The organism is Streptomyces sp. NBC_00178, from assembly GCF_036206005.1.
Lineage (GTDB): Bacteria > Actinomycetota > Actinomycetes > Streptomycetales > Streptomycetaceae > Streptomyces.
Genome location: NZ_CP108143.1, coordinates 2,647,385 through 2,662,957 on the forward strand (window position 1 = coordinate 2,647,385; position 15,573 = coordinate 2,662,957).

The window sequence follows — 15,573 nt, forward strand, 5'->3', positions numbered from 1 at the left end:
GTGGGCGGGGCCGCTGCGGCCCCGCCCACCCGGCAGCGGCGCGGCCCCAGCCCCGGAGAGAAGGGAACGTCATGAACTGCACCACGTGCCGCCAGGACCTGCCGGAGGACGCCAGGTTCTGCTCGTCCTGCGGGACGCCGTGCGCCGTCGCCGCCGTGCCCGGGGAGGACGAACGCAAGCCGGTGACGGTGCTGTTCTGCGATCTCGTCGGCTCCACCGCACTGTCGGGGGTGCTGGACCCCGAGACCCTGCGCACGGTGACGCTGCGGTACTTCGAGGCGATGAGCGCGCAGATCGTGGCCAGGGGCGGTACTCCGGAGAAGTTCATCGGTGACGCGGTGATGGCGGTGTTCGGGGTGCCGGTGGTGCGGGAGGACGACGCCCGGCGGGCGCTGGCCGCCGCTCTCGGCATGCGGGACGCGCTGGCGGCGCTCAACGAGGAGCTGCACGGCACGCTGGGCATCCGCCTCGCCACCCGGATCGGTGTCAACACCGGCCAGGTGGTGGCCGGCGGCGACGCGTCGGCCCGTCAGGCGCTGGTGTCCGGGGAGACCGTGAACATCGCCGCGCGCCTGGAACAGCACGCCGGGGCCGGTGAGATCCTCCTCGGCCCGGACACCCTGCTCGCCGCCGGGCCCACGGTCTCCGCCGAGCCCACCGGGCCGCTCCGGCTCAAGGGCAAGCAGGACAGTGTGGAGGCCTACCGGCTGCTGGCCCTCGGCGCGGACGACCCGGAGCTGCTGCGCCGCTTCGACGTGCCCTTCGTCGGGCGCCGTACCGAGCGGGACGCGCTGGACGCCGCCCTGTCGGACACGGTGCGCGCGGGGCGGACCGGGCTGCTGCGCGTCGTCGGCGAGCCCGGCATCGGCAAGACCCGGCTGGTACGGGAGTGGCTGGCCCTGCGGTCCGCCTCGGGGGCCCTCTCCTACGGCGCCGGCCGGTGCCGCGGACACGGGGACCAGGGCACGCTCACCCCCCTCGCCGACGCCCTGCGCACCCTGCCGGCCCTCGCCGCCGGCCAGGAGGCCGGGACGGCCGGCGACGCGATGGCCCTGCTGTCGGCGGGGCTGCTGCGCGACGGTACGCCCAACGCCCCGTTCGAGGACATGTGCGCGGCGCTGGCGACGGCGCTGGGCCGTGCGGCCCGGGAGAGGCCCTTCGTGCTGGTGCTCGACGACACGCACGAGGCGGCGCCCCTGCTGACGCGCACCCTGGAGCGGCTGGCGGACGGCTCGGGGCCCGCCGGTGTGCTGATCGTGTGCGCGGGCCGGCCGGACGGGACGGAGAGCCCCGCGGACTGCCTCCAGCTCACCGGCCTGCCCCGGGAGGAGAGTGCCCGGCTCGCCGGTCTGCTGGCGCGGCTCGACGGCGGTGCGGGACCGGTGGACGGACGGCTCCTGTCCCGTGCCGAGGGCAACCCGCTCTACCTCGAACAGCTCCTCGTCGACGGCCGTACGGACGGCCCCGGGGCCGGGCTGCCTCCCACGCTCCAGGCTCTGCTGGGCGCCCGGATCGGGGCGCTGGCCCGGACCGAACGGACCATGGTCGGCCTCGCCGCCGTGATCGGCCGCGAGTTCACCTCGGCGGAGCTCCTGCTGCTGGAGACGTCCGCGCGTCTGGCGGAACTCCGGGGCCCGGCGGCGGTGAGCGTGTCCACCGCCGACCGGGCGCAGCGGCTGGAGCTCATCGAGGAGGTGCTGGTGGCGCTGGCCGGGCGGCGGCTGGTGGAGCCGGGTACGGGGCCGGAGCCGGCGGCGTACCGGTTCAGCAGCGGGCTGGTGCACGAGGTGACGTACGCGTCGCTGTCCAAGCGTGCCAAGGCGGACCGTCATGCCTGGGCGGCCGAACTCCCCGCGGTGCTGCGGGCCGGTGACGGGGCCGTCGGCGGCCATCTCGAACGGGCCTGCCGCTACCGGACGGAGCTCGGCCTGCTCGACGACCGGACCCTGCGGCTGCGCGGGCGGGCCGCCGCCGCGCTGGGCCGCGCCGGGGCACAGGCGGCGTCCCGGTCGGACCTCGCCTGGGCGGACGACCTGCTGGAGCGGGCGGTCGAGCTCGATCCGGACGACGCGGGCTCGGTCCGCAGGCTCGGCGAGGTCCGGTTGGCGCTGGGGAGGACCGCGAGCGGGGCGTCACTGCTGCGCCGCGTGGCCGCACTGGACTCGGCGTCGGTGGAGTCCGCGCACGCCAGGCTCGCGCTCGCGGTGCTGGACCCCTCGGGTCCCGGCCCCGGGCTCACGGCGACGGCGCGGGCGGTGCTGCCGGTCTTCGAGGCGGCGGGCGACGCGGTCGGCCGGGCCAGGTCCCATCTGCGGCTGGCCCAGCACCTCCAGCAGGCCGGCCGGCACGAGGAGGCGGAACGCGACCAGGCGTGCGCCCTGGAGCAGGCGGTCCTGGCCGGGGCGGAACCGGAACGGGCCGGGGCGCTCGGGGCCATCGGCATCTCGCTGTGGCGCGGCCCCGTACCGGCCCCCGAGGCGGTGGCCCGCTGCCTGGGTCTGCTGGCCGCGCACGGGGAGGGCCGCCCGACGGTCAGGCTGACCCTGAACTGCCCCTTGGCGGTGCTGTACGCGCTCCAGGACCGGCCCGGCGAGGCGTACGCCTGCCTCTCCGAGGCCCGGGAGCTGGCCGCGAAGCTGCGGTTCGCCGAGGCGGAGGTGTTCCTGCCCGTCTTCCGGGCCGCCGTCGAGGCACTGCTCGGACACGCCGGCACGGCGCTGGAGCTGCTGGCCCGGGCCGACGAGGCGGCCCGGCGTGCCGACGCGGCGGGGCTGCGGACCGCCGTGGCGCTGGACGCGGCCCGGATCGAGCTGGACGAGGGGCGGGCCGGGCGGGCGGGCGGCTGGATCGCGGGCCTGGGAGAGGCGTCGGAGCTGAGCCCGGCGGACGCCGTCGACCTGAACGGACTCCGGGGCCGCCTGGCCGCCGCGGCCGGACGGCCGGCGGAGGCCGCGGGCCACGCGGACCGGGCCGTACGGGCGTCGCTGCTCACGGACTCCCCGCTGGTCCGGGCGACGGCCGAACTGGACCGGGCCCGCACCCTGTTCGCGCTGGGGCGGCAGGCCCCCGCGCTGGCCTCGGCGCGTGTCGCGCGGGAGCACTTCGTGAGCAAGGGGCACCTGCCGGGGGCCCGCCGGGCCGCCGGCTGCGTGCCGGACGAGGCCATGGTCACCACGACGGAGAGGAGCTGACCGATGGGAACCGTCGGAACAGGCACGGTCCCGGGGCAGGGACTCACCTGGAGCCTGCGCGGACGCGGCCCCGACGACGTACCGGTCCCCGCGGACGAGGGGCCGCCGGGCGGTCTGCCCGCACGGCAGGCGACCGGGCGCGGGGTGCGCGTCTGCGTGGTGGACTCCGGGGTGGAGCTCGACCACCCGCTGGTCGGCCCGGTGGAGAGTTCCTGGGTGGTGGTCAAGGACCCGGAGAGCGGGGCGGTCACGGTCGAGCCGACGGACACCGGCGACACGTGCGGGCACGGCACGGCGTGCGCGGGGATCATCCGCCGCACCGCGCCCGACTGCGAGATCCACAGCGTCCGGGTGCTGGGCGAGCGGTTCTCCGGTACCGGCGAGGTACTGATGGCCGGGCTCCGCTGGGCCGTGGAGCAGCGCTTCGACGTGGTGAACCTGAGCCTGTCGACCACGCGCGCCCGGTTCGCCCCGGAGCTGCACGGCCTCGCCGACCGGGCCTACTTCGGCCGCACGGTGATCGTCGCCTCCGCGCACAACACTCCCGTGGAGAGCTATCCCTGGCGGTTCGCCTCGGTGATCTCGGTGGGCAGCCACCAGGAGGACGACGAGCTCCACCTCTACAACCCCGAGCCCCCGGTGGAGTTCTTCGGTCCCGGCCAGAACGTGTCCGTGCCGTGGCTGGGCGGCCGGACGATCCGCACCACGGGGAACAGCTTCGCCACCCCGTACGTCGCGGGGCTCTGCGCCCGCGTCCTCTCAGGACATCCCCGCATGACGGCCTTCCAGCTCAAGAACGCCCTCTACCTCTCCGCGGCCAACGTGCACGCGGACCCGCGTCCTTCCACAGCGGCAGGAGACACCCGTGACGACTCCGAGAACTGACGCCATGCTCCCCTCCCCGACCGTCCGCCCCCCGGGTGACGCCGCCCGCCACGAGCTGCTTCAGTCCGTCGTCGACGTGGCGCGGGCGATCTTCGGGGCGGCGGCCAGCTCCGTCTGCCTGCTGGACGAGGAGGCGGACGAGCTGGTCTTCCAGGCGGTCTCCGGTGAGGGCGAGGCGTTCCTGGTGGGGCGCAGGTTCCCCGCGGGCCGCGGCATCGCCGGCTGGGTGGCGACGTCGGGTGAGCCGATGGTGGTGGACGACCTGAGCCGGAACACGTCGTTCGACCGCTCGCTGGCGGAGTCCACCGCGTACGTCCCGGACGCCCTGATGGCCGCCCCGCTGATCAGCGAGTCGCGCGTCCTCGGGGTGCTGGAGGTGCTGGATCCCTCCCCCCAGGCGCGGTCGGGCGTCCGCGAACTGGACCTGCTGGCGATGTTCGCCCGGCAGGCGGCGGCGGCGCTGCGGGTGCTCGCTCCGCAGGCGGCGGCCACCGGCGGGCGGGCCCTGGAGGGCGAACGCCGCGAGGACGCGCTCCAGTTGCTCGGCAGCCTGGAGCGACTGCTGCGGGGCACGGGCTGAGGGTCCGTACGCTGGGGGTTCCGTGGGAGTGACGGCCTGTTCCGGGGGGCAGGAGCCGGGTGAGTGCCGGGCCGTTCCCGCGCAGGCTCCCAGCGGAAGGACACAGATCGTGAAGCTCGCTTTCTCGACCCTCGGAGTACCGGGCATGCCCGTCGCGGAGGTGGTGCGCCTCGCGTCCGGGCACGGCTACCAGGGGGTCGAGCTGCGCGCCCACCCGGAGGAGCCGGTGCACCCCGGTCTGGGGCCGGCCGAACGGGCCGCGGTGGCGGACGAGTTCAAGCGCGGCGGTGTCGAGATCCTGACGGTGGCCGGGTATGCGAAGGCCGCCGCCGCGGGTGACGACGAACCGGTGCTCGCGGAGCTCGCCGGACTGGTGGAGCTGGCCCACGACCTCGGGGCGCCGTACGTCCGGGTGTTCCCCGGAGGCGGCGACCAGGATCCCGCGGAGGCCGACGCCGTCGCCGCGCGCCGGCTGGGCGCCGCCGCCCCGCACGCCGCGGACCTGGGCGTTCGCATCCTGCTGGAGACCCACGACTCGCACCGCGCCGGGGCCGACGTGGCCCGCGTGGTGGGCACCGTCGGGCACGGGCGGATCGGCGCGCTATGGGACGTCATGCACACCTGGCTGGCCGGCGAGGAGCCTGCCGCGAGCCATGCCGTCCTCGCACCGCACCTGGGGTACGTCCAGATCAAGGACATCGCGTCCGCCGAGGACACCGCGCCGCTCGCGCTCGGCGCCGGCGTGCTGCCCCTGAAGGCCTGCCTGGACACGCTGGACGCGGACAGCTGGGTCTGCTGGGAGTACGAGAAGCGCTGGTATCCCGGAGCCGCCGGTCTGCCGGAGCTGCTGACCGCGGGACGGGAGCACGTCCTGCGGCTCGGCTCGCCGAAGCAGTAGCTCAGACGCGTACCCCTCGGGCCTCCGCCGGCGGTGGGGCCGCGGCGGCACGGGGCCGGGCGAGCGAGGTGAGCGCCACCCCGCCGACGAGCAGCGCCGCCGCGCACCAGCGCAGGGGGCTGACCGGCTCGCCCAGCAGGAGGGCGGCCGAGGACATCCCGAAGACGGGGACCAGCAGGGTGAACGGGGCCACGGACGAGGCGGGATGGTGGCGGAGCAGGAAGCCCCAGGCCGCGAAGCCGAAGACGGTGGAGATCCAGGCGACGTAGAGGACGGTTCCGGCGCCGGCCGGGTCGAGCGCGGACAGGGCCTCGGTGTCACGGTCCCAGCCCTCGAAGAGCAGGGAGAGGCCGAGCAGCGGCAGCACCGGCACGGTCGAGACCCACACCATGAAGTTGAGGGAGTCCGGCGGGGCGGCCTTGCGGGTGATCACGTTGGACACGCCCCAGCATGCAGCGGCGAGGATCACGAGGACGAAGGCGAGCACGGGCCCGCCCGCCCCCTCGTCAACGGCGGCCACCCCGATACCCGCGAGTGCGATGCCCATGCCCAGGACCTTCACCCCGCCCGGCCGTTCACCGAGCGCCAGGGCCGCGAAGAGGGCGGTGAAGACGGCCTGGACCTGGAGGACGAGGGAGGACAGCCCGGCGGGCATCCCCCGGTCCATGCCGATGAAGAGCAGCCCGAACTTGGCGACGCCGAGCGCGAGACCGACCCCGATGATCCACTTCCAGGCGACGGTGGGACGCCCGACGAGGAAGACGGCGGGGAGCGCGGCGACGAGGAAGCGCAGGGCCGAGAAGAGCAGGGGCGGGAAGTGGGCGAGCCCCAGCTCGACGACGACGAAGTTCACGCCCCAGACGGCGGCGACCAGCGCGGCCAGGGCGATGTGGGAAGGACGCATGCACCGAGCATCCGGTGCGCGGACCGTGAAGCACCAGCGCGGATTTCTTCATGGTTGGATTGAGCACTGCTTACGCTTCCAGTCCGCCCGGAGGTCACGGTGCTCGATCTGTCCCGGCTGCGCGCCCTGCACGCCGTCTCCGTCCACGGCTCCGTCGCGGGTGCCGCGGCCGCGCTGGGCTACACGGCCTCGGCGGTGTCGCAGCAGATCACCAAGCTGGAGCGGGAGACCCGCACGACGCTCCTCGAACGGCGCGGGCGCGGTGTCGCCCTCACCGACGACGCACTGCATCTCGCGGACACCGCGCAGCGGTTGCTGGCGATCGTGGAGCAGGCCGAGACGACGCTGGAGGAGCGCAGGGGCCGGCCCACCGGGCGGCTGTCGATCGGCGCGTTCGCCTCGGCGGCGCGCGGGCTGCTGCCCGGGGTGCTGGCGGATCTGGCCGTGGAGCATCCGGCGCTGGACGCCCGGCTGACGGAGGTCGACCCCCACCTGTCGGTCGACCTGGTGGCGAAGGGCGTGATCGACCTGGCGGTCGCGCACGACTGGGACATCGCACCGCTGCCGGCCCCGGAGGGCGTCTCGCAGGCGGTGCTCGGTGACGACCGGTGCGATCTGCTGGTGCCCGAGGGGCATGCTCTCGCCGGGCGGGGTCCGGTGCGGCGGGAGGAGCTGGCCCGGGAGCGCTGGGTGTGCCAGCCGCCGGGCACGGTGTGCCACGACTGGCTCGTCCGCACGTTGCGCGCGGCGGGCTGCGAGCCGGACATCCGGCATCAGGCGGAGGAGAACCACACGCAGCTCGCCCTGGTCGCCACCGGTCTCGGCGTCGCCATGATCCCCAGGCTGGGCCGGGGCCCGCTGCCGTCGGGCGTGGTGGCCGTACGCCTGGACCCCGTGCCGGTGCGACGGCTGTACGCGCTGTGGCGCACGGAGACGGCGCGGCGCCCCGCGGTCGTCGCCGCGGTGTCCGCGCTGCGGGGGCACGGGGCGGGCGCCGGGCTGTCCTGACGGCGGGTCCGGCACCGGGACCCGCGCCGCCGGCAGGGACGGCGCGGGCGGGGCCCGCCATGCCCGCCGCCCCTCTCGCGCGCCCGTCGATCTCGGACCGCCCCCTTGACTGGTAGTTACTTTCCATATATCCGTACTTCTTGGAAGTTTCTTTCAGTACCGGAAGGGGCTCACGTGCACTACCGCACCTCCAGGCGCACCCTGCTCACCGCCACGGCGGCCACGGCCGTGGCCGCCGTGACCGGAGTGGCAGCCGTTCCCGGCAGCGCCCAGGCATCCGCGTCCGGCGCGGCCTCCGACAGGCACCTCAAGCGGCTCATCTCCCGGATGAGCCTGGAGGAGAAGGTCGGCCAGCTCTTCGTGATGCGGGTGTACGGCCACTCCGCCACCGAGCCGGACCAGGCGGACATCGACGCCAACCTCAAGGAGATCGGGGTCCGCACGGCCGCCGAGCTGATCTCGACGTACCACGTCGGCGGGATCATCTACTTCGCCTGGGCGCACAACACCCGCGACCCGCACCAGATCGCCGACCTCTCCAACGGCATCCAGCGCGCGGGCCTCGCCGGACGCACCCCGCTGCCGCTCCTCGTCTCCACGGACCAGGAGCACGGCATCGTGTGCCGCGTCGGGGAGCCGGCGACCCTGCTGCCGGGTGCCATGGCGCTGGGCGCGGGCGGTTCGCCCTCCGACGCGCGCAGGGCGGGCCTGATCGCCGGGGCCGAACTGGCGGCCATGGGCATCAACCAGAACTACGCGCCGGACGCGGACGTCAACGTGAACCCCGCCAACCCGGTCATCGGGGTGCGCTCCTTCGGTTCCGACCCCCGGTCCGTGGCCGCCATGGTGGCCGCCCAGGTGAAGGGCTATCAGGGCGCCGGGATCGCCTCGACGGCCAAGCACTTCCCCGGCCACGGCGACACCAGCACCGACAGCCACACGGGCCTGCCGGTCATCACCCACACCCGGGAACAGTGGGCCGAGCTCGACGCACCCCCGTTCCGCGCCGCGGTGGCCGCCGGAATCGACTCGATCATGACGGCGCACATCGTGGTGCCCGCCCTGGACCCGTCCGAGGACCCGGCGACCCTGTCGCGCCCGATCCTCACCGGCATCCTGCGCGAGGAACTCGGCTACGACGGCGTCGTGGTCACCGACGCCCTGGGCATGGAGGGCGTCCGCACGAAGTACGGCGACGAGCGCGTCCCCGTCCTGGCCCTGCTGGCCGGTGTCGACCAGCTGCTCAACCCGCCGGACCTGAAGGTCGCCTGGAACGCGGTGCTGAATGCCGTGAAGAGCGGGGAGATCGGCGAGGCGCGCATCGAGGAATCGATCCTGCGCATCCTGCGGCTGAAGACGAGGCTCGGCCTGTTCCGCGACCCCTACGTCACCCACCGGGGAGTCGACCGCACGGTCGGGGTGCGGTCGCACCTGGCCGCCGCCGACCGGATCGCGGAACGGACGACCACGCTGCTCGCGAACGAGGGTTCGCTGCTGCCCCTCTCCCGCCGCTCCCACCGCGACCTCCTGGTGGTGGGTGCGGATCCGGCCTCGCCGTCCGGGACGACGGGACCTCCGACCACGACGCTGGCCGCGGCCTTCGGGGAACTGGGGTACACGGCGACGGCGCTGTCGACCGGCACGGCTCCCGCCCAGGCGAAGATCGACGAGGCGGTGGCCGCCGCCGCGGGCAAGGACGCGGTGATCGTCGGCACCTACAACGTGTCGGCCACCAGTTCGCAGCGCACCCTGGTCCGCGCGCTCGCGGCGACCGGCGTCCCGGTGATCACACTCGCGATCCGGAACCCCTACGACATCGCCCAGCTGGCGGGCACGGGCTACACGGCGAGCCTCGCCGCCTACTCGTGGACCGACGTCGAACTGCGGGCCGCCGCACGGGTGATCGCGGGCCGGGCCGAGCCGGGCGGACGGCTCCCGGTGCCGGTGCAGCGGGCGGACGCGCCCACGCAGGCGCTGTACCCGGTGGGCTACGGGCTGTCGTACAGGTCCTGAGTCCCCGCACACGCGGGCCCGCCCCCGGCCGGAATCCTCCGGCCGGGGGCGGGTGGGGACTACGGGGTGCGCCCGGCGGGCGCACCCCGTTCGTGCGTCAGGGGCGCAGCGTCCCCTGGTCGCGCCGGAGTTCGGCGTCCCGCTTGTCCAGCCGGGAGTCGAACTTCGCGAGCGGCTTCGCCTTCGCCGGGTCGGCCTCCACGGCCGGGGAGGCGACACCCGCCCAGCGCAGGATGGCGGCGGTGGCCTTCGCCTTCTCGTCGGCGACGAGCCCGGCGACCTTCGAGCCGTGGTTGCCACCGGGCACCGTGTAGACGTAGCTGTCACGGGCGCCGCGGCCGAGCCGGAAGGGTTCGGCACCCCACGGGTCGTTCTCGCCGTAGACGTACAGCATGTGACGGGCGTTGTTCCTGACCCAGCCGTCCACGTCCCGCATGGCCGAGGGCTTGAACTTCATGGGGATGGAACGCGGCACGAAGGAGCGCGGCGGCTGGTAGCCGTAGCGGCTCAGCTTGCCCAGCCAGGGCTGCTCGATGTCGGGCGAGCCGAGCTGGGTGCCCGCCTGGTAGTAGTACGGCGTGTACGTCTCGAGGCCCTGGTCGGCGTAGGCGGCGAAGCCCGAGATGCCGTCGACGGAGTCCCAGATCTCCTGGTCGGTGGCGCGCTTGCCGTCGGCCGGGATGCTCTCGCAGTCGGCGAGCAGGCTGTACTGCCAGAACGCCCAGACGTAGTCCATGACGACGGCTTCGTAGGCCTTGTCGAGCGTGCCGACCGTGTTGAACGTCAGGCCGTTCTCGGCGGCGTACGCCACGAACTTCTTCTCCAGCGGCCCGCGCCGGACGAGGGCCTCGCGCTGGACGCCGGCCAGCCGGTCGCGGCACTCCTTGGTCCCGACCCGGGCGAAGAAGCGGTCGTAGGCCGAGTCCTCGTCGTTGACCACGTCGTTGGGGGCGACGTAGGCGACGACGCCGTCCATGTCCTTCGGGTAGAAGCGCTCGAAGTAGGTGGCGGTCATGCCGCCCTTCGAGCCGCCCGTGGTCAGCCAGTTCTCGGAGTAGACCTTCTTCAGCGCCTTGAAGACCCGGTGCTGGTCGCTGGCGGCCTGCCAGATGTCGAGCTTCGACCAGTCGGCGGGGGCCGGGCGCGAGGGGGTGAAGAACCGGTACTCGAGGGAGACCTGGTTGCCGTCGACGATCTGCGTCGGCTCGCTGCGGCTGGGGTTGGTGTTGACGTTGTAGCCGCTGGTGAAGAAGACCGTCGGCCGGGTCGTGTCCTTGTGCAGCAGGGTGATGCGCTGCTGGAAGGTGCCCTTGGACGGGTGCTTGTGGTCGATCGGCTGGGTGTAGTTCAGGACGAAGAAGCGGTAGCCGGGATACGGCTTCTCCTCGATCAGGCTCATCCCCGGGATGGCCAGGATGCGGTCCTTGATGTCCTCGTTGCTGCTCTCGCCGACGGCGGAGCCGCTGCTCTGCTTCGCGGCCGGTTGCGCGGCGGTGGCCGCACCGGCCGAGGCACCGGTCGCGCTCACTGTGCCTATGAGCACCGCGAGCGACAGAATGCCTCTGAGCGCCTTGCGCATGCACCCTCCCCTTGATTCACGACAGACGCCGCGAACCTAGCCGGGTAACACCCGTCACGCCAGCCCTGGCCCTCCGTCAGCAGAGGATCCAGCCGGTGGAGACGGACGAGCCGGCGACGGAACCGGACGCCCTGACGCAGCGGTTCAGCGCGTGCACCGTCACCGGCCCCGCCATCGTGGTGAACCGGCCGGCGTCGACCACGGCCCGGCCCCCTCGGGGCTGCAGCGACACCCGCATCGTCCGGCGCGCTCCCGGCTTCCCGGCCACGGCCACGGCGCACGCGTAGGAGCGGCTCTCGTAGACGCGCAGCGAGCCGGTGGCGAACTTCGCCGTCCTGGCCAGCCGCCCGGAACAGCCCGAAGCGGCGTCGGCCTGAGCCGTTCCGGCGGGGCCGAGCGCCAGGCCGAGCGACCCCAGCAGCGGCAGGACGAGCATCGCGGCCCGTCCCGTCCGTCCCGGCTGCCTCACCGCGCCGTCCATCGCAACCACACCCTCGCCCCTCTCGAACACACCGACCAACACCGGACACACGCACGTACGGGCGTACGACGCACGGGGAGGGCCATCGGGTTCCGGGGACGGCGCGACGGACGGCGGACCGCACTCCCGGAACCTCCCCGAGGCACGAGCCGTCCGGCGGACCTCACACCCCGGCCGGGGTGTCCTCCCCTATGCCCTCACCTATGAAGGTGCGCCACAGCCGGGCGTACGTGCCGTCCATGGCCAGCAGCTCGTCGTGCGTGCCGTCCTCGGCGACCCGGCCCCGGTCCATCACCACGACCCGGTCCGCGCGGGCGGCGGTGGTCAGCCGGTGCGCGACCACCAGGGTGGTGCGGCGGCCCGCCAGCCGGTCCGTGGCCAGCGTCACCTGGGCCTCGCTGGCGAGGTCGAGCGAGGCGGTCGCCTCGTCGAGCAGCAGGATGTCGGGGTCGACGAGTTCGGCCCTGGCCAGGGCGATGAGCTGGCGCTGGCCCGCCGAGAGGTTGCGGCCCCGCTCGGCGACCCCGTGCAGGTAGCCGCCCTCCAGGGTGGCGATCATGTCGTGCGCGCCCACCGCCCTGGCCGCGGCCTCGACCTGCGCGTCGGTCGCCTCGGGGAGCCCGTAGGCGATGGCGTCGCGCACCGTCCCCTCGAACAGGTAGGACTCCTGGGGCACGACTCCGAGCCGGTGCCGGTACGCCGTCCGGTCGAGCCGCCGCAGGTCCGTGCCGTCCGCCGTGACCCGTCCGCTGGTCGGGTCGTAGAACCGGGCCACGAGCTTGACCAGCGTGGACTTGCCCGCCCCCGTCTCACCGACGAACGCGACCGTCTGACCGGCCGGGATCCGCAGGGCGACACCGGTGAGTGCCTCCTCGTCACCGCTGTACGCGAACGACACGTCCTCGAACGCGATCTCGCCGCGCAGCGACGTGACGTCCAGTGCCTCCTCGTCGTCGGCCGTGGACGTCGGCTCCCGCAGGAGTTCCTGGATCCGGCCGAGGGAGACGCTGGCCTGCTGGTAGCCGTCGAAGACCTGGGACAGCTGCTGCACGGGGGCGAAGAACAGGTCGATGTAGAGGAGGTAGGCGACCAGCGCTCCGGCGGTAAGCGTGCCGTTGTCGACACGGTGCGCGCCGACCATCAGCACGGCGGCCGCCGCGACCGAGGCCAGCAGCTGCACGAACGGGAAGTAGACCGAGATCAGCCACTGCCCGCGCACCCTGGCCTGACGGTAGTGGTCGCTGCGCTTCGCGAACCGCTCCGCGCCGTCGGTCTCGCGCCGGAACGCCTGCACGATCCGCAGCCCGGCGACGGACTCCTGGAGGTCGGCGTTGACGACGCTGATGCGCTCACGGGCGAGCTCGTAGGCCCTGACGCTCTTGCGGCGGAAGAAGAACGTGGCGACGATCAGCACCGGCAGTGTCGCGAAGACGACGAGCGCGAGCTGGATGTCCAGGACGAGCAGCACGACCGTGATGCCGAAGAAGGTGACGAGCGAGACGAAGGCGGTGACCAGGCCGGTCTGCAGGAACGTGGACAGGGCGTCCACGTCCGTCGTCATCCTGGTCATGATCCGGCCGGTCAGCTCGCGCTCGTAGTAGTCGAGGCCCAGGCGCTGGAGCTGCGCGAAGATCTTCAGGCGCAGGGAGTACAGGACGCGTTCGCCGGTCCGTCCCGTCATCCGGGTCTCACCGATCTGGGCCACCCACTGGACGAGTACGGCGAGCAGACCGAGCGCCGCCGCCGCCCACACCGCGCCGAGCGCCATCTTCGTCACGCCGTCGTCGATGCCGTGCCGGATCAGCACCGGCAGGAGCAGGCCCATGCCCGCGTCGACGGCGACCAGCAGCAGACTCACCAGCAGCGGGGGCCCGAAGCCGCGCAGCAGCCTGCGCAGACCGTACGACTTCTCCGGGCGCACCGCGCCCGCCTCGTCGATGTCGGGGAGGTCCGTGGCCGGAGGCAGTGCTTCGACCTGGGCCAGGAGCTCCGGTGTCGCGGGCATGCCCGCGGCCGCGGCCGCCGTCTCGCGCTGCTCCTCCTGCCTGATCCACAGGGCGGGGGTCACACCCTGGTCGACGTCGAACTCGGTGTCGAGCTCGTCCTGGAGGGCGCGGTCGTCCTCGACCCGCACGGTCACGGCGGGCCTGCGCCCCGGGGAGGTGCCGCCCAGCTCGTCCGGGTCGGTGAGCAGCCGCCGGTACAGCGCCGAGCGGCTCTCCAGCTCCGCGTGCGTGCCGATGTCGGCGAGCCGCCCCTTGTCGAGCACGGCGATGCGGTCGGCGAGGCCGAGCGTGGAACGCCGGTGGGCTATCAGCAGGGTGGTGCGGCCCCGCATGACCTCGGTCAGTGCCTCGTGGATCTCGTGCTCGACGCGGGCGTCCACCGCGGACGTGGCGTCGTCCAGGACCAGCAGGCGAGGGTCGGTGAGGATGGCCCGGGCGAGCGCGACACGCTGGCGCTGGCCGCCGGACAGGGTGAGCCCGTGCTCGCCGACCTTGGTGTCGTAGCCGTCGGGCAGCTCGGAGATGAAGCCGTGTGCCTGTGCGGCGCGCGCGGCGCGCTCGATCTCGTCCTGGGTGGCTCCCGGGTATCCGAAGGCGATGTTCGCGCCGACCGAGTCCGAGAAGAGGAGGCTGTCCTCCGGTACGAGCCCGATGGCCGCGCGCAGCGACCCCTGGGTCAGCTCGCGGACGTCGTGGCCGCCGACCAGGACGGCCCCGTGCGAGACGTCGTAGAAACGCGGGATCAGGAGCGAGACGGTGGACTTGCCGCTGCCGGACGACCCGACGACGGCGACGGTCTCGCCGGGCTCGACCGTGAGCGAGAAGCCGTCGAGGACGGGGCGGCCGTCCTCGTAGCCGAAGCGGACGTCGTCGAACTCGATGCCCGCGGGGGCGTCCACCGGGAGTTCCTTGGTGCCGTCCCGCATCGAGGGCTCGGTGTCGATCAGCTCCAGGACGCGCTCCGCGCCGGCCCGTGCCTGCTGACCGACGGTGAGGACCACGGCGAGCAGCCGGACCGGACCGACGAGCTGCGCGAGGTAGGTGGAGAAGGCGACGAACGTGCCGAGCGTGATCTCCCCCCTGGTGGCCAGCCAGCCGCCGAGCGCGAGCATGGCGACCTGCCCGAGCGCGGGCACGGCCTGGAGCGCCGGGGTGTAGCGGGAGTTGAGCCGGATGGTGCGCAGCCGGCCCGCGAAGAGCTTGCGGCTGACCTCGCGGAGCTTGCCGGTCTCCTGTTCCTCCTGCCCGAACCCCTTGACGACCCGGACGCCGGTGACGGCCCCGTCGACCACGCCCGCGACGGCGGCGGCCTGGCTCTGGGCGTACCAGGTGGCGGGGAAGAGCCGGGCCTTGGAGCGGCTCGCGATGAACCACAGGGCCGGAGCCACGGCGAGGGCGATGAGGGTCAGGGGCAGCGACAGCCACGCCATGATCACCAGGGAGATGAGGAAGAGCAGGACGTTCCCGATGGTCATCGGGAGCATGAAGAGGAGCCCCTGGATCAGCTGCAGGTCACTCGTGGCCCGCCCCACGATCTGCCCGGTGGAGATCTCGTCCTGCCGCTTCCCGTCGAGGCGGGTGAGGGTGGAGTACATCTCGGTCCGCAGGTCGTGCTGGACGTCCAGGGCGAGGCGTCCGCCGTAGTAGCGGCGGACGAAGGTGGTGATGTAGACGAGGACGGCGGCGCCGACGAGCAGGCCCGTCCAGAGGCCGATCGAGCTGGTGCTGTCGGAGACCACGTCGTCGATGATCACCTTGGTGATCAGCGGCACGAGGGCGAGCACGGCCATGCCGGCGAGAGAGGAACCGAGCGCCAGCACCACGTTGCGCCGGTACCGCCAGGCGTACCCGGTCAGCCTCCGGACCCACCCCTGTTCCTCCGCGCCTGCCACCCGTACCTCCTGTGTCGCTCCGCCCCACCTGGCCTACCGCAATTCCCCAACGCCGCCACCCCCGGATTTCATCCTTCCGCAACAAAACCCGGTCCATGGTCCGGGACACCGCTCGGGTGGTCCTGGGACGACCGGG

At 73.5% G+C, this 15,573-nt stretch carries 10 protein-coding genes; 6 read left to right on the forward strand and 4 right to left on the reverse strand.

The genetic code is table 11. From position 1 onward, the window contains the following. Window positions 1–71: 71 nt before the first annotated feature. The 4 genes from OHT61_RS11360 (at window position 72) to OHT61_RS11375 (ending at window position 5,554) form a co-directional block, all read left to right on the forward strand. A complete protein-coding gene (locus OHT61_RS11360; RefSeq protein ID WP_329037446.1) occupies window positions 72–3,191 on the forward strand; it encodes an adenylate/guanylate cyclase domain-containing protein in 3,120 nt (1,039 codons plus the stop codon). A 3-nt stretch (window positions 3,192–3,194) separates the two neighbouring features. Beyond that, entirely contained in the window at window positions 3,195–4,076 is an 882-nt protein-coding gene (locus OHT61_RS11365; protein ID WP_329037448.1) for a S8 family peptidase, read from the forward strand. Between the two features lie 4 nt (window positions 4,077–4,080). Further along, entirely contained in the window at window positions 4,081–4,656 is a 576-nt protein-coding gene (locus tag OHT61_RS11370; RefSeq protein ID WP_329043200.1) for a GAF domain-containing protein, read from the forward strand. A 109-nt stretch (window positions 4,657–4,765) separates the two neighbouring features. Continuing rightward, window positions 4,766–5,554, forward strand: coding sequence for a sugar phosphate isomerase/epimerase family protein (locus OHT61_RS11375; RefSeq protein WP_329037450.1), 789 nt, complete (start codon window positions 4,766–4,768; stop codon window positions 5,552–5,554). Between the two features lies 1 nt (window position 5,555). On the opposite strand, the gene OHT61_RS11380 is transcribed toward OHT61_RS11375, so the two are convergent. Then, window positions 5,556–6,458, reverse strand: a complete 903-nt coding sequence (locus OHT61_RS11380; protein ID WP_329037452.1) for an EamA family transporter — start codon at window positions 6,456–6,458, stop codon at window positions 5,556–5,558. Between the two features lie 99 nt (window positions 6,459–6,557). On the opposite strand from OHT61_RS11380, the gene OHT61_RS11385 reads away from it, so the two are divergent. Both OHT61_RS11385 and OHT61_RS11390 read left to right on the forward strand, forming a co-directional pair. Continuing rightward, a complete protein-coding gene (locus OHT61_RS11385) occupies window positions 6,558–7,466 on the forward strand; it encodes a LysR family transcriptional regulator (protein WP_329037455.1) in 909 nt (302 codons plus the stop codon). 174 nt (window positions 7,467–7,640) lie between these two features. Beyond that, window positions 7,641–9,479 (forward strand): glycoside hydrolase family 3 protein, encoded by a 1,839-nt coding sequence (locus OHT61_RS11390; RefSeq protein WP_329037456.1) that lies wholly within the window; start codon window positions 7,641–7,643, stop codon window positions 9,477–9,479. 97 nt (window positions 9,480–9,576) lie between these two features. Here the strand turns inward: OHT61_RS11390 and OHT61_RS11395 are convergent, their stop codons facing one another. The 3 genes from OHT61_RS11395 to OHT61_RS11405 form a co-directional block, all read right to left on the reverse strand. Continuing rightward, window positions 9,577–11,058, reverse strand: coding sequence for a S28 family serine protease (locus OHT61_RS11395; RefSeq protein WP_329037458.1), 1,482 nt, complete (start codon window positions 11,056–11,058; stop codon window positions 9,577–9,579). A 76-nt stretch (window positions 11,059–11,134) separates the two neighbouring features. Next, a complete protein-coding gene (locus OHT61_RS11400; RefSeq protein WP_329037460.1) occupies window positions 11,135–11,539 on the reverse strand; it encodes a hypothetical protein in 405 nt (134 codons plus the stop codon). A 163-nt stretch (window positions 11,540–11,702) separates the two neighbouring features. Further along, window positions 11,703–15,437 carry an ABC transporter ATP-binding protein gene (locus tag OHT61_RS11405; RefSeq protein ID WP_329037463.1) on the reverse strand — a complete coding sequence of 1,245 codons (3,735 nt, stop codon included), beginning with the start codon at window positions 15,435–15,437 and terminating at the stop codon, window positions 11,703–11,705. Between the last annotated feature and the right edge of the window lie 136 nt (window positions 15,438–15,573).

Bases quoted from the DNA above. Each gene is read 5' to 3' on its own strand.
- OHT61_RS11360 (WP_329037446.1), top strand. From the start codon at position 72: ATGAACTGCACCACGTGCCGCCAGGACCTGCCGGAGGACGCCAGGTTC.
- OHT61_RS11365 (WP_329037448.1), top strand. From the start codon at position 3,195: ATGGGAACCGTCGGAACAGGCACGGTCCCGGGGCAGGGACTCACCTGG.
- OHT61_RS11370 (WP_329043200.1), top strand. From the start codon at position 4,081: ATGCTCCCCTCCCCGACCGTCCGCCCCCCGGGTGACGCCGCCCGCCAC.
- OHT61_RS11380 (WP_329037452.1), bottom strand. From the start codon at position 6,458: ATGCGTCCTTCCCACATCGCCCTGGCCGCGCTGGTCGCCGCCGTCTGG.
- OHT61_RS11395 (WP_329037458.1), bottom strand. From the start codon at position 11,058: ATGCGCAAGGCGCTCAGAGGCATTCTGTCGCTCGCGGTGCTCATAGGC.
- OHT61_RS11400 (WP_329037460.1), bottom strand. From the start codon at position 11,539: ATGGACGGCGCGGTGAGGCAGCCGGGACGGACGGGACGGGCCGCGATG.